This window comes from Bradyrhizobium sp. SZCCHNS1022, assembly GCF_032484835.1.
Taxonomy (GTDB): Bacteria; Pseudomonadota; Alphaproteobacteria; order Rhizobiales; family Xanthobacteraceae; genus Bradyrhizobium.
Window position 1 is genome coordinate 37,521 of the sequence record NZ_JAUETT010000002.1, and the last position, 22,055, is coordinate 59,575.

Consider the following 22,055-nt stretch of genomic DNA (forward strand, 5'->3'; position numbering starts at 1 on the left):
TGACGCAACGCGGCGGGTGTGCTCACGTCTTGCCTCCGGTCACAGCCGCCTTCACCGCATCGTCAAAGCCGAGCACCTTGCCGCTGATCTTCGCCGCGTAAGCCTCGGCATCCCTTTTGAGGAGAAATGGCGCAATCTCGTCGCTTCCGACTGCAAAGAACGCCTGGTCAGCGAACAATTTGATGCCACGCGTGGTGTCGAACACGTAGGCCACATTGATCTTCTTGCCCTGCGCCTTGAGGGCGGCATAGGCACCGAGCGTACAAGTTGCGCTCGCATAGGAGACGATACCGACCTCATCGACCCAGATCTCGCCTGCCTTGCGCGGATCCGTGATCGGCTTCTTGCAGAAGCTATCCTCGCCTGAGACCTCGTAGTTTTTCGTGCTGTGGAGCTCGGTGTCATAATCGAGTTTCATCTCGGCGTAGGCTTTGCGGACATAAGTATCGTCGACCCATTTCTTTGGATCGAACTCCTTCATGCGACCGAGGCTCTGCAGCACCTTGACGTCGGCCGCCGCGGCATCGATCAGGGCCGGCTTGATGGTGGGATCAGTGATCATATTGCCGCTTGGTCCTAGGAAGATGTAGACCACCTCTTTGTTGATCCCAGTCCATTCCTGGATCTTTTCCGCTGCAAGCTTGGGATTGTCGCGCAGCCACTGGTTGGCGGCGATCAGCGCCTTCAGATAGGCGACGACGACCTCGGGGTATTTCTCGGCGAAGTCGGTGCGCACCACAATGCCGTGAAAGGTCGGCAGGTTGGTCTCGACGCCGTCGAAGATCTTTCGGGAAAATCCGCGAAACGGCAACAGTTCGGCGAATGGAACGAAGTCGGCATGGGCGTCGATCTTCTTTTCCTGCAGATTGGTCGAGCCAACTTCCGGGCTTTGGCTCACCAGCTGGAAGAAATCGGCAGGATAGCCGCGGTCCTGCAGCGCCTTCAGCACCATGCCGTGCGCCGCGGAGCCGAAGGGCACGCTGACCAGCTTGCCCTTGAGATCGGCGAGGTCGTAGTAGGAGGAGTCCTTGTGCACGACGATGCCATTGCCCGAGCCGGAGGGACTGTAGGCCGCGATCGCGATCAGCCGGCTCTTGCTTTCGGGATTGTTCTCGAAGGTGAAGCCGTTCACGATCAGGGGATAGTCGCCCATCATGCCGATCTGCAGCTTGTTCGCCATCATGGCATTCGTGACCGGCGGACCCGAGGTGAAGTTCTGCCAATCAAGCTCGAACTTGGTGTTGGCGTATTTGCCATCCTTCGGCAGATATTGTTCGAGAAGATGAAGTTGCCTGATGACGACGCCGGCCGTCACGGTGTTGGTCGTGGTATCCTGAGTTCCGATACCGATCGTGACCGTTTCCGCCATCGCTGGCTGCGCAATGAGGAGCGCCAGCGATGTCACCGACATCGCGATCGAGTGGGGTGGAAGATGGCGGACCATTTTCATCCTCTTGCGGTTGGATGTGCTGTGGTTGCCATGATTGGGCGCGGGACCGGACAGGGCAAATCCGCATTGACCGTTGCAGTCGATTAGTTGCCCGCAAACGCTTGTTGCATACTCCTTGGGCATTTTTGCAGGTGAAAGCCGCTTGCATGTGCAGTGACGTCATTCGGTGGCATGGCCGCGCATTTCCTCCAGGACGTCGGCGCGGCGGATCACGATCTGGGAGCGTTTGGTCAACACGATCCCTTTCTCCTGCATCCGCTTCAGGCTGATCGTGACCCACTGCCGCGTGGCCCCGACCATGTGGGCGATATCGGCATGGGTGAAAGCGGCGGCGATCACGGTGCCATCGGCATCCTTGATACCGTAGAGTTCGACGAGGTGAAGCAGGAGATGCGCAAGGCGTTGGGTGATCGAGCGCGTGCCCAGCATCTGCGCTAGCGCCGAATAGCACTTGCCCTTGAAGGTCAAGCCTTCGATCAGGCCGATCGCCAGGTTCGGGATTTCGGCGGCAAGCGTCCGCAGCTGTTTGCCGGGCAAGTGCACCACGCTGCTATTGCTGGAGGCGACCCCCGACCATTGATGGATCGTGCCTTCGAAGACTTCGGGGCCCCCGACGAAATTGCCGGCATGCCAATAGGCGAGGGTGATCTCGCGGCCCAAGGGCGACGTGTAGAACACGCGGATGCGTCCGCTCTCGATCAGCCAGATACCGTCATGCTTGGCGCCCTGGCTGAACAGCGTCTGGCCGCGATTGAGCACCTTGCGCCGCCCTTGCTTCAGAACCAGCTCCCGCTCGCGCAACGTCAGCTTATCCATCAGCGGCGGTGGACCGCCGATGGCCTGCTGGTTCTCCGTGAGTAAGAGCGAGGTACTGGCGGCGGATCGTGACGGCGAGGGTGCCGTTGGAACATTGCCCCGAGCCGCATTGGCCGCCTGCAGCATCATCATCCGCCTCCGGACTTTTCGAATTGATCCAGAAGGCAGCAATGTTCGTGCCAGCCGCGGACCGCAGGGCTGGACCGAGTGCTAGCAGCCGCCATGCCGCCGCCACGCCCTTCATCGGGCGGGAAGCCTGGGGACGATCGTGGCGGGCTCGTGAGGCCTAGGCAGTCGCGCCCTTAGCGGCGTCAGCGGGCGGCCAGACTCAGCAAATATGGCTTCGGATAAATCCCGCGATCGTGCCCGTCCGAGAACGAGATGTTCAGTCCATATCCGAGGTCGCCGATGCCCGTCATCGCAATGCCGGGAAAGCGTTCCGGGAAGTGGCCGTCGAATCGGGCGCGGGTGCAGCGGGCGCATTTGCAGGCGAGCCGTAGCTGCTCGGCGGCAATCTTAAGCTCATCGTTCTGAGCGGTTCTGACGATGAGCGCCGTGCGATCCGAGTTCGGCTCGTAATCCGTCACAGTTGGCGCAACGAATGCGGTCGTAGCCATGACGCACCTCCGCTCATGGCCTAGACCGGGACAGGCGCCGTTCGATAGCAACTAATTGCCAATCCTGAGCGGAAATTCCTGGCATCGTCCGCCTCCAAGTGCCTGTCGTGCAGGCGCTGCACCAGATTGGGAAACTAATCGACGGAGAACGGCGAGCCGACGTTGCGAGATCGACTGGTCTGCGAAACGTTCCGCCGCGACATGCTTCGGACAAGGAGAGAAGAGAATGAACGCTTTTCAGAAGGAAACGGTCCTGTCCGTCAAGCATTGGACCGAGTCCCTGTTCAGCTTCACTGCGACGCGCAATCCCGGCTTTCGCTTTCAGAATGGGCAGTTTGCCATGATCGGCCTGGAGGTGGATGGCAAGCCCTTGATGCGCGCCTACAGCATGGCAAGCGCCAACCATGAAGAGGCGCTCGAGTTCTTCAGCATCAAGGTGCCTGACGGTCCGCTGACCTCCAGGCTGCAGGAGATCAGAGAAGGCGACATCATTCTGGTCGGCCGAAAGGCGACCGGCACCTTGGTTACGGGTAATCTGCTCCCCGGCAAGCGGCTTCTGCTGCTCTCGACCGGCACCGGGCTAGCGCCCTTTGCAAGCCTCATCAAAGATCCGGAAGTCTATGAAAATTACGAGACGATCGTGCTCGCCCATGGGTGCCGGCAGGTCTCAGAGCTCGCTTATGGCGAACAGCTGGTCGAAAGCTTGAAGAGCCACGACTTCTTCGGTCCGCTGATTCGGACCAAGCTGGTCTATTACCCCACGGTTACCCGCGAGCCATTCCGCAATCGCGGCCGCATCACCGATCTCATGGCGTCGGGTGAGCTGTTCTCCGACATCGAGCAGGGCGGCCTTGATCGCGACACCGACCGCATCATGCTCTGTGGCGGTCCGGCGATGCTCGAAGAGCTGCACGCGATGTTCACGGAGCGCGGATTTATCGAAGGCAGCCACAGCGAGCCCGGGCATTTCGTCATCGAGAAGGCGTTTGTCGAACGGTGAGCCAAGACGACCAAAATCCGCGTGCGGCGACAACTAATTGCTATCGCTGAGCATCGGTCTGAACAAGGCTGACGCAGAGGCGCCGGATATGCCGGCGAACCAGGAGCAAGTGATGGCACTCGATCGGATCGTCGATGGAATTTCAGAGGTTTCCTGCGACGTGCTGGTGATCGGCGGCGGAACCGCCGGCCCGATGGCGGCGCTGAAGGCCAAGCTGAAAAATCCGAAGGCCAACGTCGTGCTGCTCGAGAAGGCCAACGTCAAGCGCTCTGGCGCGATTTCGATGGGCATGGACGGGCTCAACAACGCGGTCATTCCGGGCTATGCGACACCGGAGCAGTACACGAAAGAGATCACGATCGCCAATGACGGAATCGTCGATCAGAGAGCGGTATATAAATACGCCCAGAACTGTTACAAGATCATCGAGGAACTCGATGGTTTCGGTATCCGTTTTCTCAAGAACGAGAACGGCGATTATGCCGTCAAGAAGGTCCACCACATCGGTACTTACGTGCTGCCGATGCCGAATGGCGAGACCGTCAAGAAGGCGCTATATCGCCAGCTCCGCCGCGCCCGCATCCTGATCTCGAATCGCTACATGGCGACGCGGCTGCTCAAATCGGCCGACGGCCGCGTGGCCGGTGCGATCAGTGTCAACACACGTACGGCCGAGTTCCTGGTCATCAAGGCCAAGGCAGTCATCCTCTGCATGGGAGCTGCCGGCCGGCTCGGCCTGCCGACCTCGGGCTACATGTTCGGCACCTATGAGAATGCCGCCAATTCCGGCGACGGCTATGCCATGGCCTATCACGCAGGCGCGGCGCTCGCGAATCTCGAATGTTTCCAGATCAATCCGCTCATCAAGGATTATAACGGACCTGCCTGCGCCTATGTTGCCGGTCCGTTTGGGGCGTACACCGCCAATAACGAGGGCTCGCGCTTCATCGAATGCGACTACTGGTCTGGGCAGATGATGCTGGAGTTTTATAACGAACTGCTGTCCGGCAAGGGCCCGGTCTTCCTGCAGCTGAAGCATCTGCATGACAAAACCATCGAGGAGATCGAGCAGACCTTGCACAAGGTGGAGCGGCCGACCCGCGGTTTGTTTCAAGAGGGGCGGGGCGTCGACTATCGCAACGAGTCGATCGAGATGCATATCTCCGAGATCGGCTTTTGCTCCGGCCACAGCGCCTCGGGCGTATTCGTCGACGAAAATGCCCGTACCACGGTGTCGGGCCTTTATGCCGCCGGCGATATGGCGAGCGTGCCGCACAACTACATGCTCGGCGCCTTCACCAACGGTTCGTTCGCCGGCATCGATGCGATGGAATTCGCAGACAGCCACGACTTCGCGGATTTCGATGCCGAGGAGGTCGCAATGGAGCGCGATCGTGTCCTGGCACCGACCAAGCGCGACGACGGGATTCCGCCGAACCAGATCGAATACAAGACCCGCCGACTGGTCAACGATTATCTGCAACCGCCAAAGGTCACGCGCAAATATGAGCTCGGCATGCGGCGGCTCGCCGAGGTGCGTGAAGATATGCAGGAGCGCATGATCGCGCGCAACGCGCATGAGCTGCTGCGTACGCTCGAAGTACAGTCGATCATGGATTGTGCCGACATGGCGGCGCATGCCTCGCTGTTCCGTGAGGAAAGTCGCTGGGGCCTCTATCACTGGCGCACGGACTTTCCCGAAAAGGACAATGAAAACTGGTTCTGCCACACGCTGCTTAGCAAGCAGGACGGCAAGATGACCAGCGAGAAGCGCGCCGTCGAACCTTATGTGGTGCCGATCGCGGACGACGAAAAAGATCTGTACGACAAGCAGCGCATCCGCGTCAGCGCGTGAACGACGACCGGCCACAGATAGGAGTTTGAAAATGCCGCTTGCAACATATCAAACCTCGGTGCCGGTGGTCGTCGACGACGCCAAGTGCATCGCCGATAAAGGCTGCACCGTTTGCGTCGACGTCTGTCCGCTCGACGTGCTCAGGATCAGCGATATGACCGGCAAGGCCTACATGGCCTATGACGAATGCTGGTACTGCATGCCGTGCGAGGCCGACTGCCCGACCGGTGCTGTCACCGTCAACATTCCCTATCTGTTGAGGTGAACATGTCGAGCCCCTTCGAGTCTTATGACAATCTTGAGGATGCCGACGAGCGGTTGCAGGCGGCCGATCCGGCCGAACGGCGGGTCGCCATTATCGCGCTCGGTCATTCCGGCGATCCCGCCGCGGTCGCTTACCTTGCCAATATGGTATCCGATCCCGACTCCGGCGTGCGCCAGCAGGTCGCGATGGCGCTTGGGGAGTTCGACGGCCCGGGGGCGGCAAGCGCGTTGGTGAAACTGCTGGTCGATCCCGAAAGGATCGTTGCCTCGGCCGCGGCCGATAGCCTGGCCGAGTTCAAGGACCCGGCCTCTGCGGACGTCATCCTGCCCCTCGTCAAACATCCTCACGCGTTTGTTCGCATGGGGGCCTTGCGGGCGTTGAAGGAGTTGCGCCGCAAAGACACGCTGAAGCCAGCGCTGGAAGCGCTCCAGGATCAGGATGCGGCAGTGCGCGTGCAAGCGATCGGCGTAATCGGATTTTTGAAGCTCGAGGAGTCCATTCCCGCGCTGACCGCGCTGATCCACGATCCTGACGCCCATGTGCGGCGCGGAGCGGTCAGTGCGTTGGCGTTCTCGCAGATGAAACCCGCGGCGGAAACCATCACACGGGCGCTCGAGGACGAGGACTGGATGGTGCGGGAGATGGCTGCCGAGACACTGGGACTCAACGCCAACGGCGCATTGGCTGCCGATCAACTGATCGCCTGCCTTGCCGACACGTTCTGGCAAGTGCGGTTGAAGGCCATCCGCAGTCTCGGCCGGATGAAAATCGAGCAGGCGGTGCGCCCAATAGGTCAATGCATCACGCATGAGCAGGCGAACCTGCGCAAGGAGGCGGCCGCGGCACTCGGCGAGATCGCTCATGCCGAGGGCGGGGCGTATCTCGCGCTGGTTGCCAACGATGCCGACCCTGACGTCCGCAAGAACGCGCGCTGGGCGCTGCAGCAGATCGCGGCGAGGACGGCGAGAGCAGGGGCCTGATGAGTGGTGTTCTGGCTTCTGCGGGCGCGCACGGCATCAGAGAACGTTGATCGGTACTTTCAAGAAGGTCTTGCCGCTTGGGTCGGGTGGGGGCAAGTGGCCCGCACGGATGTTGACCTGAAGCGAGGGGATGATCAGCTGCGGCATGGCCAGGGTCCTGTCGCGCGCTTCGCGCATGGCAACGAAATCATCCTCGGTCACGCCGTCCCGGACATGGATGTTGCGCGTCCGCTCTTCGGCCACGGTGGTCTCCCAACGTACCTCGCGCCCATTCGGCGCATAGTCGTGGCACATGAACAGCCGGGTTTGCTGCGGCAACGTGTGCAGGATCTTTCGGATCGAGCGAAACAGGATGCGGGCGTCGCCTCCGGGAAAGTCAGCCCGCGCAGTCCCGCCATCGGGCATGAACAGAGTGTCGCCCACGAAAGCAGCGTCACCGATCACGTGGGTGGCGCAGGCCGGCGTGTGTCCCGGTGTGTGCATAACGAAGCCGGTCATGCTGCCGATCGCATAGGTCTCGCCATCCTTGAACAACCCGTCGAACTGGCTGCCGTCCCGGCGAAACTCCGTGCCTTCGTTGAAGACCCTCCCGAACGTGTCCTGGACCGTCAGGATGTGGTCGCCAATTCCGATTTTTCCGCCAAGGCTTTTTTGGATGTAGGGCGAGGCCGACAAGTGATCGGCATGCGCATGGGTCTCGATCAGCCATTCGAGCCGCAGGCCGTTGCGTTTGACGTGATCAATGAGGATGTCGGCAGATTTGAAGCTGATCCGTCCGGCCGCGTAGTCGATGTCCATGACGGGATCGATGATCGCGCATGACGCCGATTGCGGATCCTTTACGACATAGCTGATCGTGCTGGTGTCCGGATCGAAGAAGCCCGTCACCGTCGGCTTCACATCGGTGGCGATGGGATAGGACATGGTCTCCTCCAGTTCTGGGTCCGGCAGTCGGGCCGGCTGTGGCTTTGCCATAGGGTCGCAAAGTGGTCCAGCGCGGCAGCTCGTCTCGGGGCGGCGAGCGATGAGCTGTCAGCCGAGCACGAACTGATCGATCCATCACAGCGATTGTTCCAAATCAATGCTCGGCACGGGCTGCAGGGCGAGCATTGAAGGCCTCAAGAGTCGCTTTCGAAATCCGGAGAATGACACATGCTCAAGGTAGCTAGTCTCATTTGGATCATGCTGGGTACGGTGCTTGCGGGCAGCGCAGTCACCGCGGTGCTGGCGATGCAGGGGCTCGGCGCAAATCCGATCAAGATCATACCTCTCGCGGCGTTAGCCGGCTTCGTGATAGCCATGCCGCTCGCCTACCTCGTTGCCACGAAGATCGGCGGCGGCAGCGAAAAGCGAACTGTGTAGTTCGGCTGCCGGCTGCGCAGAGCGCGGCGCCCCGGCGCGCCGGTCATGCGGGGGCACAACATCCGGCGCGGACTTCGGAGAGCGGTACGAGTGTTCCGTCTCCGAAGCTCGTATTGTCTCAGGGCAGGCTCGCTTGCGGCCTTTGGAAGCGAATAATTCCGGCAATCCATTGATTGTATGTGATTTTTAGCTCTGGTGTCTGATGAGGAGGCGCAGACCATTGCTCGGGGAACTTCAAGTTCGCCGCACTCGCCGTGGGAACTTCTGACGCGGTCCGCGCCACGCGTTTCCTGCGGCCTCCTCATTTTGAACATTTTTTCGGAACGAAACGCGGTCCTTCCGCGTTCCGGGTGCTTGGGGTTGCCGCTCGCTGGAAGGTCACCGTGCTCGGTCGAAGATATCTTGCCCATCAAGTTGCAATGCTCTTGCAGTTCGCGAAGTCCACCAGCGATCCGGGGCTGTCGGCTGTCCTTGTTGAGAAGGCCGCCGAAATGAAGGCTCGGATCGATGAGAATCCGCACGCAGACATGTCGGCGACAGCGCCCGACGTGCTGCGGGGCGGGGACGGGCGATAGCTCCCGAGGTTCGGACCGGAGGGGGCTGGCAGTGACGGACATCGGTGTCACCAGGCGAGGCCGCTTCGTCGGGTCGGGGGAGCAATCGTGGACGAGTTGCCTGTCATTTTGCTGGTGGAAGACGAAGAGGCCTTGCACGACTTCCTCAAGGACGCCCTGACCGATGCCGGGTTCGACCTGACGGTGTCCGTCGCCGCGGATGAAGCGCTGGTGCTGCTCACGAGCGGCGTTGTGAATTATCGTGCGCTCGTCACGGACGTGAACCTCAAAGGCCCAATGAGCGGATGGGATCTCACAAGGCAGGTGCGTGAAATCGCTCCGGCGTTTCCTGTCGTCTACATCTGCGGTGATGCTGCCGATCAATGGGGCTCGCAGGGAGTCCCCAACAGCATCCTGGTGCAGAAGCCCTTTGCGCCGGCCCAGCTCGTCACGGCCATATCCCAGCTCCTGAACGTCGGCTCCGCCGGTCTCTCGCTCTGAAAGGACGGCTTCTCTGTCAGGTCTGGCGCGGCGCTGCAGCTCTGTCAGGTCTGGCGCGGCGCTGCAGCCGCAACGGCAGGCACTCCCGCGCCGCTCTTGCCGGCGGTCGGGCGTTTCTTTGCCGGAGCCGCGATCAGTCCGTCGCGAATGGCCTGCTTGCGCGCAAGCTTGTGGCGTCGCCGGATGGATTCGGACTTCTGTCTTGCGGTCTTGTCAGACGGCTTCTCGTAGAAGCGCTTGCGGCGCATTTCCCGGAATACGCCTTCGCGCTGCATCTTCCGTTTCAGAATACGAAGCGCCTGATCGACGTTGTTGTCTCGAACAAATACCTGCACGCAAATTGCTCCCTAAAGTTGGATTGACGCTGAACAAATCAGTCGAACACAAATCAGTCGAACCTGGTGTCCGGACTCCGAAGTTCGATCGGCTTTGCGGTGATCGCCACCGAAAGGCCGGCTTTAGTGCATCAGGTCTTGTCGTCGAATCCGCTCGTCCGTGCGAGCTCCCGAATATGATGCTCGGCACCGGCAATCTGGCGCTTGACAAGATCGGATTGAGCGTTGGCGATATCCTGCAGGCTGTCGGTCGAGGCCACCTTTCGTGCGTGCTCGAAGCCGATCCGCAGGCTTTCTTCGGAGAACGCAAGCACCTGGCGTGTGAGCTCAGCCGTCGATGTTGCGCTCGCTGCCGCGGATCTTCGCGCCGCATCGAACAACAGCGCGAAGGCTTGTTCGGCCTGTTCGATCGTTTTCTCCGCGAGCGCGCGCAGCTCGGCGGGAACCTCCAATTTCGGTTCAGTCATCGTCGTCCCGCCTGTCAGCCTATAGACATAAGACCCGGACCGGCGCTTGAACAGGGGAGGCTGCCTTCTTTTGATCTTGAGCTCGCTTGCACACCTCAGGTTTTGTTCCCGGCGCACTTGTTCTTTATCGCGAAAGCGCCTACATTGGCAGCATTCGATTAGCCGCTGTGCCTTTTTGAATGCGCCTGCGGGCCCTTCCCGAAGACATCCGACCAGTTGAATCTGAATCGCGTGACGTCGCGCGATTGCTCTTTGGAGAAGAAAATGCCGACAGGTACTGTTAAGTGGTTCAATGGCCAGAAGGGCTTTGGTTTTATCCAGCCTAACGATGGTGGAAGCGATGTCTTCGTGCACATCTCTGCCGTCGAGCGGGCTGGTCTTTCCGGCCTCGCCGAGGGCCAGAAGGTCTCGTTCGAGCTCAAGACCGACAAGATGCGCGGCAAGGTCAGCGCCGAGAATTTGTCGCTGGCTTAAGCCGCTACGCCATTTCACGGATGTACTGAAATGGCCGTGTTGCCCGCTCGATCCCGGGATTGAGCGGGTTTGACTTGTTGCGAATCCGGATGAGCGATGAGTGGCAAGAAGCCGAGCGAACCCTCTGCCCAAGCGATTGCACGCGCCGACCGGCAGCGTTTGGCGCGTGAGGAGGGGGCGCGAGCGATGGCTGACGTGGAGAAGCGCGCCGTCGAGATTCGTCAGAACATGCAGCGTCTTCGCGCGTTGCGGGAGGCAAAAGAGGCTGAAGAGGCCCAAAAGCCTGACGCGCTTCCCAAAGCCGTAAAGAAGCGACGCAAGACCCGAATTGTGACATAAGACAGCGCGGGACTTGACGACAGTCTGCCCGCAACTGGAAGCCGACACTCTGTCGCAAGCTGAGGAGACGGCTGCATGACGAAAACGGTGCGGATCGTGCCGGAGGTCGAACGTGGCGCGCAATCGATCAGCTTCGTGCTGGCAGTAGGTTCCGTCCGGCAAATGTGCCGCCTCAAGACCACGTTCCAGACGCAGCAGCAGGCGTTGAGCTATCTTCACAAGCATCGGACGGAGTTCGAGCGTGCTGCGCGTGAAAGGCTCTCGCGTGGTGAGGTCGAGGACGGCATCGTTCATCTCACGATGCTCTAGGCCGCGCTTGCGGCTGCCGCTCGATGTCTCCCGCCTTGGCGCGATCGAAATCGTTCTCCCAGAGCGCGACCACGATGGTGCCGAGACTATTGCCGATCACGTTGATCAGAGCGCGGGGCGGGTTCACGAACCGATCGACGCCGAGCAGGAGCACGATGCCCGCGAGCGGGATCGTGTTCATGGTCGCAAGCGTCGCCGCCAAGGTGACGAAGCCCTCGCGCAGGTTGCCCATGCGCGCGATGCCGACGACGACGGTGAGAAAGATGACCGGCGCAAGCAGCATCCGGATCAGCTTGACGAAACCCTCCGCAAGCAGTGCGGTGTCTGCGGCGGCCTTCGGCGCCGCGATGCCGAACAGGATCCCGATGACGGCGCCGACCAGGACCTGCAGCCAGAGCGGACCGAGGATCGGTTGGCGTGCCGTCCCTGCTTCAACTGAGATCGCCGACATGGCGTTTCCTTCCTTTGGTGTTCTTATGGTCATGCTCGAGCCCGGCGCCGGGGCAGGGGGATGTCAGGCGCTGAGCTCGGACATCACCTGGTAAAGATCGGCCTTGCCTTCGAAGCCGATGCCGGGCAGCGGCGGCAGGGCGACGTGACCGTTCTCCACCCGGACATTGTCGGGGAAGCCGCCGAACGGCTGGAACAGGTCGGGATAGGATTCATTGCCGCCGAGACCCAAGCCCGCCGCGATGGCGAGCGACATCTGGTGGCCGCCATGCGGGATGCAGCGCGACGCCGACCAGCCATACGACTTGAGCATCTCCAGCGTGCGCAGATATTCGACGAGGCCATAGCTCAGCGCGCAGTCGAACTGCAGCCAGTCGATCTCCTTGCGCATGCCGCCGTAGCGGATCAGGTTGCGTGCATCCTGGTGGCTGAACAGGTTCTCGCCGGTGGCCATCGGCTTCGCATAATGCTGCGCGAGCTCTGCCTGCAGTTCGTAGTCGAGCGGATCGCCGGCCTCCTCGTACCAGAACAGATCGTAGGCCGAGAGCGCCTTGGCGTAGTCGATCGCGGTTGTCAGGTCGAACCGGCCGTTGGCATCCACCGCGAGCCGGCAGCCTGCAGGCAGTAGGCCGAGCACGGCTTCGATGCGACCAAGATCGTCCTTCAGCGGCACGCCGCCGATCTTCATCTTCACCACCGTATAGCCGCGGTCGAGATAGCTCTGCATCTCGTCCTTCAGTTTGCTGTTGTCCTTGCCGGGATAGTAGTAGCCCCCGGCGGCATAGACGAAGACCTTCGGATTGGCCGCGCGGCCGTGGGCATCCGCCAGGTATTGGAACAGCGGCTTGTTCGCGATCTTCGCGGTCGCGTCCCACACCGCCATGTCGATGGTGCCGATCGCGACCGAGCGCTCGCCATGGCCGCCCGGCTTCTCGTTGCGGAACATGGTGGCCCAGATCCTGTGCGGGTCCAGATTGTCGCCGGCCTGGTTCAGCAGGCTCGCGGGCTCAGCTTCCATCAGGCGGGGGATGAAGCGTTCGCGCATCAGCGCGCCCTGGCCGTAGCGGCCGTTGGAATTGAACCCATAGCCGACCACCGGCTTGCCATCGCGGATCACATCCGTGATGATGGCCACGAGGCTCAGGGTCATCTTGCTGAAATCGATGTAGGCGTTGGCGATGGGCGATGCGATGGGATAGGTCCGTTCACGGATGTCGACGATACGCAAGGTGAGCCTCCGGGTTGCAAACCTGGATGTGGCGGCAATCCGCTGACGATGCCAATGCCGATTTCCTATCAGGCGAGGTGCAAACGGCATCAGCCGTGACATGCGCTCAGGAACCAACCATGGAGCTGATCTGGCTCGAGGATTATCTCGAGCTTGCCCGCACCGGCAATTTCTCGCGCGCCGCCGAAGCGCGGCATCTCACCCAGCCGGCCTTCAGCCGCCGCATCCGCGCGCTGGAAGAGTGGGCCGGGGTGACGCTGTTCGACCGCGCGACGCAGCCGGTGCAGCTGACCGCGGCGGGGCGTGAATTCCAGCCGCTCGCGGCGATGCTGATCCGGCGTATCGCCGATGCCCGCGCGCATGTGCGCGAGGCGGCGGCGGCGGAAGCGGCGACGATCCGGATCGCGGCAACGCATGCGCTGTCGCTGATCTTCTTTCCGCCCTGGCTGAAGCGGCTGGAGGCCGCAGGCCTGATCTGCTGCGTGCAGCTGACCTCGGACACGCTGAATGCGGTCGAGACGCTGCTGCTCGACGGACGCGCGCATTTCATGCTCTGTCATGTGCATGACGAGGTGCCGCTGCGCCTGCCAGCGAGCGAATTTGAATCGGCGGTGGTCGCGAGCGACCGGCTGATCCCCTGCGCGGCGCCGGGCCTGATGGCCGGCCGAGCAGCGCCACTCTCGGAGGCGCCGCGGCTGGCGTATGGTGCGGGCTCCGGATTGGGACGGATCCTGCGCGGCGTGCTCGGTGCGCGATTGCCGCGGCTGTTGACGGCACCGGCACTGACCGCGGATCTCGCCGGCGCGCTGCGCGCCTTGTGCCTGGATGGACGCGGTATCGCCTGGTTGCCTGCGACGCTGGTGGAGGATGATCTGAAGTCCGGCCGGCTCGTCCCGTTGGCCGATGCATCCTGGGAGATACCAGTGGCGGTGCGGCTGTTCCGGCCGCAGATGCGGCTGACGCCGACGGCGGAAGAGATGTGGCGGCTCGCGCAAGGGCAGGGGAGCTGAGATGCGCTGAGTCACGGCGCTGACGTCGTCGTGTTGAAAGCTCTGGGAAGTAAGGTCCTGGGAAGTAGAACCTTGAGAAGGAGTGCCTTGGGAATTCGAGTCCGTGCACGCGCGCCAGAGCTTGTCCATCCGAAATCCTCTTGGCACGTTCGCCGGGCGTGACGCCGCGGCCTCGCGGCGCGATCGCGTCCGAGCTTTGCCGATCGGCTTGGCCCTCGAAAGGCGAGGGCGCAGGGAAGGCCGGATGCAAGGCCTGCACCCATGGCCCGCCTGCAGAAAAGAAAGCAGGCGGCAGTCACCACAGGTACGGCCGTACACCGGCCTTCCCTGCACAATGGTTTTAACGGCTGCTTCGCGTTCTCCCTGGTGCGCCGGGCTTGTTGGCCACCTCCGTGCGAGGCAAAGCCTCGTCGCCTACGCGACAACGCGTTAAACGCGTTGCGCGGTGATACCAGCGTCGGGGTATCGGGACCGCGCGACTTGACCGTGCGCATCGATGTTGTTCGTGGGCATGAAAGACCATGCTGCAACACCGACACGCCCATCGCATCCCGCGCTCAACGTTCGTGACGATCGCGATACGCCCCTCGAGCGAGGCGGGACGGCGCTATACAAGCATGATTTCTGATAAAACGAAAGTGAAAAATTGGCACCGGGAGGGCACGCACGCGCGATCCGCTTGAGCCGGCGTGCGAAATGAATTTTTCGGCGCACGCGCGGCTGGCGGTTCGTGCGTCGACAAGCGCACGGATGGACAGCGTGATCGCGCACTTGCGCGGCCGTCATCATGAAGCCGATTTGCCCGACGGGCGGTCGGCTCGGCGCCAAAGGCGGCATTGCCTTGAACATCCGCCGTGAGAAGGGCATCGAGGCGCTTCCGGCGTGGCGGGACGGCGGTGCTCGCTGCTTCGCAGCAAGCGCAGCACGGATGAGCGTAGCGACATCCGGGATTGCATCCCCGCATGTCGCTACGCTCATGCTGGCTACTTGCTGCGATGCTCAGCCAACCGGTCCCGGGGTCCAGTCATCCCCGACAAGCGGCCTCACTGTTACGTCACGAATGACTCCGCGCTGCAGGCTTGGATCGAAGTGGCGCATTGTTCGCTCGTTGAGATCGATGATGCGGCCGGGCGTGAGTGGCCCGACGTCATTGATCTTGACGATGACCTTCTTGCCGACAGCTTCAACGAGCGCATATTTCGGCTTGGTGCCATAATGGACCCCACCAAATTTCTGACGCAGGCTCGTCTTGATAGCAGCCGCCCACGCAGACGGATTGTAGCGCTCGCCGGAGGCCGTGTTCCGGCTGCCCTCCCGCCATCCGGGCCGGAATGGATTGTACATGGATGCTGCGCCAACGATCGCATCCCCGGACGCGGCGTTGACAACGGCCTTTGAATGAACTGCACCGATTTCATCGCTTCGGGCAGTGGTGACGGAAACGGCAAGCGCCACTACGGCGCCGCAAATGGCGGCGCTGGAGCGAAACACCATCAGAACTCCTTGACTGTTTTTCTTGATCGTCCGGTTCCGAGTGCCGCAAAACAGGAGCGAGCGAACGCGGGAGCGTTGTCGGACTCGCACTGTTCTTTTTGCGCATTCGCCAGTACAGGCGATGGAACCGTTGTGGGAACCTTGGGTGGTTCGCGCACGGGTTCTTAGTTCTCACCGACTAAGACAGCGAATGCGTCAACAGCATGACTGATCGGGGTTCCCTGCCACCGGGTAAGTACGGGTTTACATGCGTCTAGCCGATGTTTGCGCGACGTGAAGAGGAACTCGGCGCATTTCCGATTGCGAGATCGTCAAGTCACGGGCGAATACGTGGCGGCGTGTAGATCAGATCGGCGTTGCGTGATCCACCGTCAGTACGCAGTCGATCGTCATATGCAAAAGCTCTTCCATCTATCATGCTTGCGTGCGGTAATCATGAACCGCCCGTCGGTGTTGATGAAATTCGATCTCCGATGAATACTCGATCTGCCAGCCGTCGGATGATGCTGTGTTCACCCGCTCGACGTCGCCAATGCGCAAACCCGTTTGCGCCGCACTGACGGAACGGCGTTACATCCGAGAGGCCTGCGGAACGAAACGGGTAGTTAGTCTTTCTCTGACTTTGGGAGGTGCCCATGAATTCTCACGCAGTGGAAGGAGCGTGTGCGTTCGCGTGGCGGAACTACTTGCTGCTGCATAGCGATATTGACGAGAACGACAGCGTGCGTTCTGCCCTCTATCGCTACATCGCCGACGTTCGCGATGCCGGCGCAGAGGATTTTGAGGTCCTGCAAATCGCGGCAGTCGCTTACTTGAAGAAGCTGGATGAATTTCATGAGGACGGATTTGCGAGAGTGGCGGCGGATCGAATCCTGGCCGAGTGCCTGGAATCACGCAGCGCACAGCTCGACACGTCGAGTGAGGTCACACCACGGAAGGAGAGGAGCTAACAGCATGGCAGACAATGCGCCCCAGGCAAACCGCTTCGCGCTCGATCCACAAAGGCGCATCGCCGCAGTCGCGGCAGTCGGCATGAATGTCTTAAAGCCAGTGATGCACTTTCAAATCGCGATGCTGAGAATGTGGGCCGACAGTATCGAGAGATTTGCGGGCAGTTACGATAAAGGGGTGGAAGAAGCCGCGGCCACCGTACAGGAAAACGCAGAGAAGGACCGGGCCGCGTAGATTGGCGCAAATGGGCAATTAACTCCGCTCCGGTTCACGAGCAAGCGTAGCCCGGATGAGCGGAGCGACATCCGGGATTGCATCCCCCGCATGTCGCTCCGCTCATCCGGGCTTCTTGCTCATGCAGGCTGCTGGTCGAAGTGTTTCTTTGCCCATGGAGAATTCCTCACATTCGCCCAGAGATCGGCAAGCTGGCCGCTTACGGCGGGCGCGCGCATAGTATGCGTTTCAGGGGGAGGGGCATAAAATCGGAATTAGCTAGATAGTGCCTACCCATAGGCATCGCTGTCGATGCCGTATTCATCGTAGATGGTCAGCGGGTCGCGGCCGGGACAGAGTCGGCACTTGGCCTGGGCGAGACGCAGCTTGACGGCGTCGGGTGTGCGGCCGTTGGCCAAGAGCTTCCGCAGCTCGTCCATATGCACCCGCGGTTGGTGCTTCTCCGGGAGCTGCTCCAGCGCAACGAGTGCGGTGGCGAGCGCTTCGGTGACGACCCAATCGTCGTGGCCCGTGATTCCCGGTCGCGGCATCGGCGCACCTCTCGTCCATCTGAGCTGGAAGGCGTGACGGCGAGCCATTGTAGCGCGATCATGTCGCGTCGGCCATCGCGCGCTGCGAGGTCGCTTTGACAAGACCGCGTCAAGAAGAGGTCCCGAAGAGGTAAAGCCGCCTCACGCCTCGGCGTCGCGGCTTGCAATCCGATGCAGCTGTTCGAACAGGTCGGGCGTTTCGCTGGTGCAGAGGCAGACGCCTTGCGCCGAGTCGGCTTCGCCGGCGTTGAGGTAGGCGTGGCCCATGGTGCTGTCGATGTAGATGCCGTCGCCCTCGTGCAGGATCTCCGGCGCGTAGAACTCGGTGTGCACCGCGATCATGCCGCGGGTCACCATGAAATATTCCTCGCCGCTATGGCGCAACAGTGGGCCGAACTCATCCAAGGTGCGGGCGCGCACCTCGGCGAGCATCGGCACCATGCGCTTTCCGATCAGGTCGGTGCATTGATAGGTGTAGGTGTAGAACTTTGTGTTGACGACCTGGCCCTGGCCGACGCGGCTGATGCTGCGCCGGGCAGTCACGGCACGGCCGGGCTCGGGCCGCGGCGCCACCGGGCTGAACAGTTCGGCGATGTCCATCTTCAGGCCGGAGGTGAGCTGCAACAGCTTGTCGTAGGTCAGCGACATCAGGCCGTTTTCGACCTTGGACAGGGTCGAGAGCGCCATCCCGGTCTTTTCCGCCACCTGCTTCAAGGTCAGCCCCCGGGCCTGGCGCGCCGCCTTGAGGCACTGCCCAAGCTGGGAATGCGGACCCTCGGCCGCATTTGGCTCGTTCACAGCGGTATCTGCCATATCCATCTTTCGGAAAAATCGTTTAGCGGATCGTATCTTGGTCGGCTCTTGGATTGCGTCGCTTGCCCGGTCCGACTCTCGCGCGAATCTGTCGGAATTTCAATCAGCTGCCGGACTAGCCTCTTATTCATGCAGAATTGCCGGCAGGATGCGGCATTTTCGTGCCATGCATTTCGTTTCGCTTATGCTAAATAGTTTTCAGTTTTGGAAAGAGAAGTGCCGTGGAATCGATTTGCGATCAAACTGCCGTCGATCTGATGCAGCAGCTCAAGGGCCGGGCCGTGTCGCCGGTCGAGCTGCTCGAAGCCTGCCTGGCGCGCATTGCCGCCATCAATCCCGCCATCAATGCGGTGGTGACGCTGGATGAAGAGGGGGCGGCCCGCGCCGCAAAGGCGGCGGAAGCGGAGCTGCTCAAGGGCGAGGATCGCGGGCCGCTGCACGGCCTTCCGGTGCTGATCAAGGACACCCAGGACACCGCGGGCCTGCGTACCACCTACGGCAGCCCGCTGTTTGCCGACCATGTTCCGGCGGCCGATCAGGCCTCGATCGGGCGGCTGCGTGCGGCAGGCGCGATCATTTTCGGCAAGACCAACACGCCGGAATGGGCCGCCGGCGCTAATACCCGCAATCCTGTGTTCGGTGCCACCGGCAATCCGTTCGATCCGATGCGCTCATCGGCCGGCTCCTCCGGGGGCTCGGCGGCCGCGCTCGCCTGCGGCATGGCGCCGCTGGCGTCCGGTTCGGACACCGGCGGCAGTCTGCGTAATCCGGCTGCCTTCTGCGGCATCGTCGGCATGCGGCCATCCTATGGCCTGGTCGCAAGCGAGAAGCGCGCCCATGGCTGGTCGTGCCTGTCGACCGATGGACCGATGGCACGCAACGTCGCCGACGCCGCGCTGATGCTGGCGGCGATGGCAAGCGACGACAGCCGCGATCCGCTCGCCTACACGCTGCCGAACGAGCCCATTCGCGGCGTGCTCGGGCGCTGGACGCCGCCGGCGCCGATCGATCTCGGCAAGCTGCGACTCGCCTTTACCGAGGATTTCGGCTTTGCGCCAACGGAGAAAGCCGTTCGCCGCGTGCTCACCAAGCGCGTCAAGCGGATGGCGCCGCTGTTTGCAGGTTGCGAAGAGGCTTCGCCCGACTGCACCGGCGCCGACGAGGCTTTCGCGGTGTTGCGCGCCTCGATGTTCCTGACCAACCACGGCAAGAATTTTCGCGAGCGGCCGGAGATGCTCGGCCCCAATGTCCGCGCCAATGTCGAAGAGGCGTTGCGCTACAGCCTCGACGATTACGCCAAGGCCGCGGCCGTCCAGACCCGGATCTATCGCGCCTACCAGAGCTTCTTCGAACGTTTCGACGTGCTGGTCAGCCCCGCGATCACGCTGTCGCCGCGGCCGTGGTCGGAGCTCTATCCGACCGAGATCGACGGCGCGCCGACGCGGTCTTACTTCCACTGGCTCGCGCTCGCTTATGCGGTGACGCTGACCGGCCATCCCGCGCTGTGCCTGCCGCTCGGCGTGGACGAAGCCGGCCTGCCGTTCGGTCTGCAGATCGTCGGCCCCCGCGGCGGCGATGCGCGCGTGCTCAGCGTGGCCGCAGCGCTCGAAGCAGCCTTCGCTGAAGATCCCGAACTGGGCCGGCCGAAGCCGGACCTCGCGAAGCTCGCCGCCGCACCGCCGCTGTCGTCAGCGCCGGGCTTCAAGTCCTGGGATTGATCCCGGGACCGATCTGGGACTGACGGCGCGCGGTGCCGTCGCCACATGGATGACGCGTGCGCTCGCGGCATCCGCAAGACTGACGAAAGACACATAGGAGACAAAGATGTCCGTTCCGCCCTCATATCCGTTCTCGCTGGTGCGCCGCGCCGCGGGCCTCGTGTTCCTGTCAGGCGAAGTGCCGCGCGCGGACGACGGCACGATTCCCGAAGGGATCACCGCGCAGACCGACCTCACGCTGCAACTGATCGGCGAGACGCTCGCGGACGAGGGGCTGTCGCTGCAGGACGTGGTGTCCTGCACCGTCTACCTGGCCGACCGCTCGGATTTTGCGGCGTTCAATGCGGCCTATCGCAAGCATTTCCAGGATCCGCTGCCGGTGCGCACCACGGTGGAAGCCAAGCTGATGCTGGATGCCAAGATCGAGATCACGATCATCGCGGCCGAACGGAAATAAGCGGGAGTTTCGACCATGAAAAACGCGATCGTTCTCGGCGGCGGCATGGTGGGTGTCGGAACGGCTTTGCATCTGCAAAGCCGCGGCTGGTCGGTCGCGCTCGTCGACCGCAAGGAGCCCGGCCGCGAGACCAGCTATGGCAATGCCGGCATCATCCAGAGCGAGGCCGTGCGCCCCTACGCGATGCCGCACGACATCAGCGGCCTGTTCGACATTGCGACCGGTAGCACCAATGACGTGCATTACGAGCTGCTGGCGCTGCCGTATCATATGCGTCCGTTGCTGCAGTATTGGTGGAACTCGTTTCCGAAGCGGCACGAGCAGATCGCGCAGACCTACGCGCGGCTGATCGGGCGCGCCGCGCCCGAGCATGAGCCGCTGATTGCGGCAGCGGGTGCCGGCAATCTGGTGCGTCGGGACGGCTTCCGGGTGATCCATCGCCAGCAGGCGCAGTTCGACAAGGAGGTCAAAGAGGCCGAAGCGGTGCACGACGCCTTCGGCGTCAAGTTCAGGGTGCTCAGCGCGCGCGAGCTCGCGCAGGCCGAGCCGGGGCTCACCGACAGCGGGCTTGGCGGGCTGCAGTGGCTGGAGCCGTGGACCGTGTCAGATCCGGGCGGGCTGGTCGCATCCTATGCCGATCTGTTCATCCGCCGCGGCGGCAAATTCATTCACGGCGATGCGACGAGCCTGGCACAGACCGGTAGCGGCTGGTCGGTGCGGACCAGCGAGGGGCAGATCGATGCCGAAGCTGCGGTGGTGGCGCTCGGGCCATGGTCGCCCGAATTCCTGAAGCGCTTCGGCTACGACATTCCGATGGTGCGCAAGCGCGGCTATCACCGGCACTACGCCGGCGGCGCGCCGCTCGATCTGCCGCTGCGCGATGCGGCCTTCGGCTATCTGATGAACCCGATGGTCAAGGGTGTGCGCATCACCACCGGTGCCGAGCTGTCGGGCCCGGACGCCAAGCCGACGCCGGTGCAGCTGGCCAAGGCGGAGCGCGCTGCGCGGCAACTGATGGATCTCGGCAAGCCGGTCGAACCGGAGCCGTGGCTCGGCACAAGGCCGTGCATGCCGGACATGTTGCCGGTGGTCGGGCCGGCCGCCCGGCACAAGGGCCTGTGGCTGCATTTCGGCCACGGTCACCAGGGCTTCACCTTGGGCCCGGCGACCGGGCGCATCCTCGCCGAGATGATGAGCGGTGAGTCGCCGGGCGTCGATGTGGCAGCCTGCGCGCCCGAGCGTTTCGCGGCGTAAGCCTGCCAACGAAGCTACGCGTCGCGCGATCCTGACGTGCTCAATGCACCAAAGCCGCAGTCCTGAAGGCTGCGGCTTTGTCGTTTTGCAAGCCGCGAGCGCAGGCCGCGCGCGTTTGTCTTCGATCCGAACGAGTTTACCGCAGATTTGTTCACCTGATCGTGTATAGAACGAGGCAGCTTCGCCACTTCAAGCACCAGCGCCAGGACGAGAACGATGCGATTGCTCGCCATCATTTATCGCGCCATCTCCAACTTCGCGTTCCTGGCGATGGTCTATCTGAGCCTGAACTTCATCGAGAAGTACCACGACCGTGCCGTGCTCGCGATGTTGATCCTGCTCTATGCGGGCATGCGCAGCGTGATCGTGCTGCGCTCGTTTCATTTCTACACGCGGGTCGAACGGTTGGAAGTCGAGATGCGCCGGCTGATCGGCATGATCGGGGAGGGGCCGAGCGGCTCGGGCGCGCGCAAGCAGGTGGTCGCCGACGTGAGCGTCTTGCGCCGCGATGGCGAGATCAAATCCTATATCGACCTGTTCTTCCTCGCCGCTGTCGTCATCCTGTGCGTTGCCAAGATCGTGACGGATTGAT

The 22,055-nt window shown here is 62.2% G+C and carries 27 protein-coding genes; 16 read left to right on the top strand and 11 right to left on the bottom strand.

Features of this window, described 5'->3' with window-relative positions; genetic code table 11:
• Positions 1 to 22: 22 nt before the first annotated feature.
• The 3 genes from QX071_RS13605 to QX071_RS13615 form a co-directional block, all read right to left on the bottom strand.
• Entirely contained in the window at positions 23 to 1,444 is a 1,422-nt protein-coding gene (locus QX071_RS13605) for an ABC transporter substrate-binding protein (RefSeq protein WP_315703227.1), read from the bottom strand.
• A 165-nt stretch (positions 1,445 to 1,609) separates the two neighbouring features.
• Positions 1,610 to 2,395 (bottom strand): Crp/Fnr family transcriptional regulator, encoded by a 786-nt coding sequence (locus QX071_RS13610; protein WP_315703228.1) that lies wholly within the window; start codon positions 2,393 to 2,395, stop codon positions 1,610 to 1,612.
• A gap of 182 nt (positions 2,396 to 2,577) precedes the next feature.
• Complete coding sequence (locus QX071_RS13615) at positions 2,578 to 2,883, bottom strand: gamma-butyrobetaine hydroxylase-like domain-containing protein (RefSeq protein ID WP_315703229.1); 306 nt, start codon at positions 2,881 to 2,883, stop codon at positions 2,578 to 2,580.
• Between the two features lie 226 nt (positions 2,884 to 3,109).
• Between QX071_RS13615 and QX071_RS13620 the strand changes: the two genes are divergently transcribed.
• From QX071_RS13620 to QX071_RS13635, 4 genes are all read left to right on the top strand, one after another.
• Complete coding sequence (locus tag QX071_RS13620; RefSeq protein WP_315703230.1) at positions 3,110 to 3,883, top strand: ferredoxin--NADP reductase; 774 nt, start codon at positions 3,110 to 3,112, stop codon at positions 3,881 to 3,883.
• A 112-nt stretch (positions 3,884 to 3,995) separates the two neighbouring features.
• A complete protein-coding gene (locus QX071_RS13625; RefSeq protein WP_315703231.1) occupies positions 3,996 to 5,738 on the top strand; it encodes a fumarate reductase/succinate dehydrogenase flavoprotein subunit in 1,743 nt (580 codons plus the stop codon).
• Between the two features lie 31 nt (positions 5,739 to 5,769).
• A complete protein-coding gene (locus tag QX071_RS13630) occupies positions 5,770 to 6,003 on the top strand; it encodes a ferredoxin family protein (RefSeq protein ID WP_022724287.1) in 234 nt (77 codons plus the stop codon).
• 2 nt (positions 6,004 to 6,005) lie between these two features.
• Entirely contained in the window at positions 6,006 to 6,983 is a 978-nt protein-coding gene (locus QX071_RS13635; protein ID WP_315703232.1) for a HEAT repeat domain-containing protein, read from the top strand.
• A 36-nt stretch (positions 6,984 to 7,019) separates the two neighbouring features.
• On the opposite strand, the gene QX071_RS13640 is transcribed toward QX071_RS13635, so the two are convergent.
• Entirely contained in the window at positions 7,020 to 7,907 is an 888-nt protein-coding gene (locus QX071_RS13640; protein ID WP_315703233.1) for an MBL fold metallo-hydrolase, read from the bottom strand.
• A gap of 228 nt (positions 7,908 to 8,135) precedes the next feature.
• Between QX071_RS13640 and QX071_RS13645 the strand changes: the two genes are divergently transcribed.
• On the top strand, positions 8,136 to 8,345 hold the full coding sequence (locus QX071_RS13645; RefSeq protein WP_315703234.1) for a hypothetical protein: 210 nt from the start codon (positions 8,136 to 8,138) through the stop codon (positions 8,343 to 8,345).
• A gap of 662 nt (positions 8,346 to 9,007) precedes the next feature.
• Positions 9,008 to 9,400 (top strand): response regulator, encoded by a 393-nt coding sequence (locus QX071_RS13650; RefSeq protein ID WP_316172065.1) that lies wholly within the window; start codon positions 9,008 to 9,010, stop codon positions 9,398 to 9,400.
• Between the two features lie 44 nt (positions 9,401 to 9,444).
• On the opposite strand, the gene rpsU is transcribed toward QX071_RS13650, so the two are convergent.
• Entirely contained in the window at positions 9,445 to 9,735 is a 291-nt protein-coding gene (rpsU, locus tag QX071_RS13655; protein WP_315703236.1) for a 30S ribosomal protein S21, read from the bottom strand.
• Between the two features lie 131 nt (positions 9,736 to 9,866).
• Positions 9,867 to 10,202, bottom strand: a complete 336-nt coding sequence (locus tag QX071_RS13660) for a phasin family protein (protein WP_315703237.1) — start codon at positions 10,200 to 10,202, stop codon at positions 9,867 to 9,869.
• Positions 10,203 to 10,466: 264 nt separating this feature from the next.
• Between QX071_RS13660 and QX071_RS13665 the strand changes: the two genes are divergently transcribed.
• From QX071_RS13665 to QX071_RS13675, 3 genes are all read left to right on the top strand, one after another.
• Positions 10,467 to 10,676, top strand: coding sequence for a cold-shock protein (locus tag QX071_RS13665; RefSeq protein ID WP_315703238.1), 210 nt, complete (start codon positions 10,467 to 10,469; stop codon positions 10,674 to 10,676).
• 96 nt (positions 10,677 to 10,772) lie between these two features.
• Positions 10,773 to 11,015 carry a transcriptional regulator gene (locus QX071_RS13670; RefSeq protein ID WP_315703239.1) on the top strand — a complete coding sequence of 81 codons (243 nt, stop codon included), beginning with the start codon at positions 10,773 to 10,775 and terminating at the stop codon, positions 11,013 to 11,015.
• Between the two features lie 75 nt (positions 11,016 to 11,090).
• Positions 11,091 to 11,324, top strand: a complete 234-nt coding sequence (locus QX071_RS13675; RefSeq protein ID WP_315703240.1) for a hypothetical protein — start codon at positions 11,091 to 11,093, stop codon at positions 11,322 to 11,324.
• On the opposite strand, the gene QX071_RS13680 is transcribed toward QX071_RS13675, so the two are convergent.
• Together QX071_RS13680 and QX071_RS13685 are read right to left on the bottom strand one after the other, a co-directional pair.
• Entirely contained in the window at positions 11,311 to 11,775 is a 465-nt protein-coding gene (locus tag QX071_RS13680) for a cation:dicarboxylate symporter family transporter (RefSeq protein WP_315703241.1), read from the bottom strand. The two genes, QX071_RS13675 and QX071_RS13680, sit on opposite strands and share 14 nt — an antisense overlap.
• A 63-nt stretch (positions 11,776 to 11,838) precedes the next feature.
• Positions 11,839 to 13,002, bottom strand: a complete 1,164-nt coding sequence (locus tag QX071_RS13685; protein WP_315703242.1) for a mandelate racemase/muconate lactonizing enzyme family protein — start codon at positions 13,000 to 13,002, stop codon at positions 11,839 to 11,841.
• A gap of 119 nt (positions 13,003 to 13,121) precedes the next feature.
• Here QX071_RS13685 and QX071_RS13690 point away from each other — a divergent pair, with 119 nt between their 5' ends.
• On the top strand, positions 13,122 to 14,012 hold the full coding sequence (locus QX071_RS13690) for a LysR substrate-binding domain-containing protein (protein ID WP_315703243.1): 891 nt from the start codon (positions 13,122 to 13,124) through the stop codon (positions 14,010 to 14,012).
• A 999-nt stretch (positions 14,013 to 15,011) separates the two neighbouring features.
• Here QX071_RS13690 and QX071_RS13695 read toward each other — a convergent pair.
• Positions 15,012 to 15,506 carry a septal ring lytic transglycosylase RlpA family protein gene (locus tag QX071_RS13695; RefSeq protein WP_315703244.1) on the bottom strand — a complete coding sequence of 165 codons (495 nt, stop codon included), beginning with the start codon at positions 15,504 to 15,506 and terminating at the stop codon, positions 15,012 to 15,014.
• 635 nt (positions 15,507 to 16,141) lie between these two features.
• Here QX071_RS13695 and QX071_RS13700 point away from each other — a divergent pair.
• Positions 16,142 to 16,456, top strand: coding sequence for a hypothetical protein (locus QX071_RS13700; RefSeq protein WP_315703245.1), 315 nt, complete (start codon positions 16,142 to 16,144; stop codon positions 16,454 to 16,456).
• A gap of 4 nt (positions 16,457 to 16,460) precedes the next feature.
• Complete coding sequence (locus tag QX071_RS13705) at positions 16,461 to 16,691, top strand: hypothetical protein (protein WP_315703246.1); 231 nt, start codon at positions 16,461 to 16,463, stop codon at positions 16,689 to 16,691.
• 269 nt (positions 16,692 to 16,960) lie between these two features.
• Here the strand turns inward: QX071_RS13705 and QX071_RS13710 are convergent, their stop codons facing one another.
• Positions 16,961 to 17,221: a hypothetical protein gene (locus tag QX071_RS13710; RefSeq protein ID WP_315703247.1), complete on the bottom strand. Its 261-nt coding sequence runs from the start codon at positions 17,219 to 17,221 to the stop codon at positions 16,961 to 16,963.
• A gap of 141 nt (positions 17,222 to 17,362) precedes the next feature.
• On the bottom strand, positions 17,363 to 18,034 hold the full coding sequence (locus tag QX071_RS13715) for an XRE family transcriptional regulator (RefSeq protein ID WP_315703248.1): 672 nt from the start codon (positions 18,032 to 18,034) through the stop codon (positions 17,363 to 17,365).
• Between the two features lie 221 nt (positions 18,035 to 18,255).
• Between QX071_RS13715 and QX071_RS13720 the strand changes: the two genes are divergently transcribed.
• From QX071_RS13720 to QX071_RS13735, 4 genes are all read left to right on the top strand, one after another.
• Positions 18,256 to 19,752: an amidase gene (locus QX071_RS13720; protein ID WP_315703249.1), complete on the top strand. Its 1,497-nt coding sequence runs from the start codon at positions 18,256 to 18,258 to the stop codon at positions 19,750 to 19,752.
• Positions 19,753 to 19,858: 106 nt separating this feature from the next.
• Positions 19,859 to 20,209, top strand: coding sequence for a RidA family protein (locus QX071_RS13725; protein ID WP_315703250.1), 351 nt, complete (start codon positions 19,859 to 19,861; stop codon positions 20,207 to 20,209).
• Between the two features lie 15 nt (positions 20,210 to 20,224).
• Complete coding sequence (locus QX071_RS13730) at positions 20,225 to 21,463, top strand: FAD-dependent oxidoreductase (RefSeq protein WP_315703251.1); 1,239 nt, start codon at positions 20,225 to 20,227, stop codon at positions 21,461 to 21,463.
• Between the two features lie 216 nt (positions 21,464 to 21,679).
• The gene (locus QX071_RS13735) at positions 21,680 to 22,054 is read left to right on the top strand and encodes a hypothetical protein (protein ID WP_315703252.1); all 375 of its coding nucleotides are present in this window, start codon (positions 21,680 to 21,682) and stop codon (positions 22,052 to 22,054) included.
• Position 22,055 lies beyond the last annotated feature (1 nt).

Excerpts from the sequence above, each read along its gene's own strand:
- QX071_RS13605 (WP_315703227.1), bottom strand. The coding sequence starts at position 1,444 with ATGGTCCGCCATCTTCCACCCCACTCGATCGCGATGTCGGTGACATCG.
- QX071_RS13610 (WP_315703228.1), bottom strand. The coding sequence starts at position 2,395 with ATGATGCTGCAGGCGGCCAATGCGGCTCGGGGCAATGTTCCAACGGCA.
- QX071_RS13615 (WP_315703229.1), bottom strand. The coding sequence starts at position 2,883 with ATGGCTACGACCGCATTCGTTGCGCCAACTGTGACGGATTACGAGCCG.
- QX071_RS13620 (WP_315703230.1), top strand. The coding sequence starts at position 3,110 with ATGAACGCTTTTCAGAAGGAAACGGTCCTGTCCGTCAAGCATTGGACC.
- QX071_RS13625 (WP_315703231.1), top strand. The coding sequence starts at position 3,996 with ATGGCACTCGATCGGATCGTCGATGGAATTTCAGAGGTTTCCTGCGAC.
- QX071_RS13630 (WP_022724287.1), top strand. The coding sequence starts at position 5,770 with ATGCCGCTTGCAACATATCAAACCTCGGTGCCGGTGGTCGTCGACGAC.
- QX071_RS13635 (WP_315703232.1), top strand. The coding sequence starts at position 6,006 with ATGTCGAGCCCCTTCGAGTCTTATGACAATCTTGAGGATGCCGACGAG.
- QX071_RS13640 (WP_315703233.1), bottom strand. The coding sequence starts at position 7,907 with ATGTCCTATCCCATCGCCACCGATGTGAAGCCGACGGTGACGGGCTTC.
- QX071_RS13645 (WP_315703234.1), top strand. The coding sequence starts at position 8,136 with ATGCTCAAGGTAGCTAGTCTCATTTGGATCATGCTGGGTACGGTGCTT.
- QX071_RS13660 (WP_315703237.1), bottom strand. The coding sequence starts at position 10,202 with ATGACTGAACCGAAATTGGAGGTTCCCGCCGAGCTGCGCGCGCTCGCG.
- QX071_RS13665 (WP_315703238.1), top strand. The coding sequence starts at position 10,467 with ATGCCGACAGGTACTGTTAAGTGGTTCAATGGCCAGAAGGGCTTTGGT.
- QX071_RS13670 (WP_315703239.1), top strand. The coding sequence starts at position 10,773 with ATGAGTGGCAAGAAGCCGAGCGAACCCTCTGCCCAAGCGATTGCACGC.
- QX071_RS13675 (WP_315703240.1), top strand. The coding sequence starts at position 11,091 with ATGACGAAAACGGTGCGGATCGTGCCGGAGGTCGAACGTGGCGCGCAA.
- QX071_RS13680 (WP_315703241.1), bottom strand. The coding sequence starts at position 11,775 with ATGTCGGCGATCTCAGTTGAAGCAGGGACGGCACGCCAACCGATCCTC.
- QX071_RS13690 (WP_315703243.1), top strand. The coding sequence starts at position 13,122 with ATGGAGCTGATCTGGCTCGAGGATTATCTCGAGCTTGCCCGCACCGGC.
- QX071_RS13695 (WP_315703244.1), bottom strand. The coding sequence starts at position 15,506 with ATGGTGTTTCGCTCCAGCGCCGCCATTTGCGGCGCCGTAGTGGCGCTT.
- QX071_RS13700 (WP_315703245.1), top strand. The coding sequence starts at position 16,142 with ATGAATTCTCACGCAGTGGAAGGAGCGTGTGCGTTCGCGTGGCGGAAC.
- QX071_RS13705 (WP_315703246.1), top strand. The coding sequence starts at position 16,461 with ATGGCAGACAATGCGCCCCAGGCAAACCGCTTCGCGCTCGATCCACAA.
- QX071_RS13710 (WP_315703247.1), bottom strand. The coding sequence starts at position 17,221 with ATGCCGCGACCGGGAATCACGGGCCACGACGATTGGGTCGTCACCGAA.
- QX071_RS13715 (WP_315703248.1), bottom strand. The coding sequence starts at position 18,034 with ATGGCAGATACCGCTGTGAACGAGCCAAATGCGGCCGAGGGTCCGCAT.
- QX071_RS13725 (WP_315703250.1), top strand. The coding sequence starts at position 19,859 with ATGTCCGTTCCGCCCTCATATCCGTTCTCGCTGGTGCGCCGCGCCGCG.
- QX071_RS13730 (WP_315703251.1), top strand. The coding sequence starts at position 20,225 with ATGAAAAACGCGATCGTTCTCGGCGGCGGCATGGTGGGTGTCGGAACG.
- QX071_RS13735 (WP_315703252.1), top strand. The coding sequence starts at position 21,680 with ATGCGATTGCTCGCCATCATTTATCGCGCCATCTCCAACTTCGCGTTC.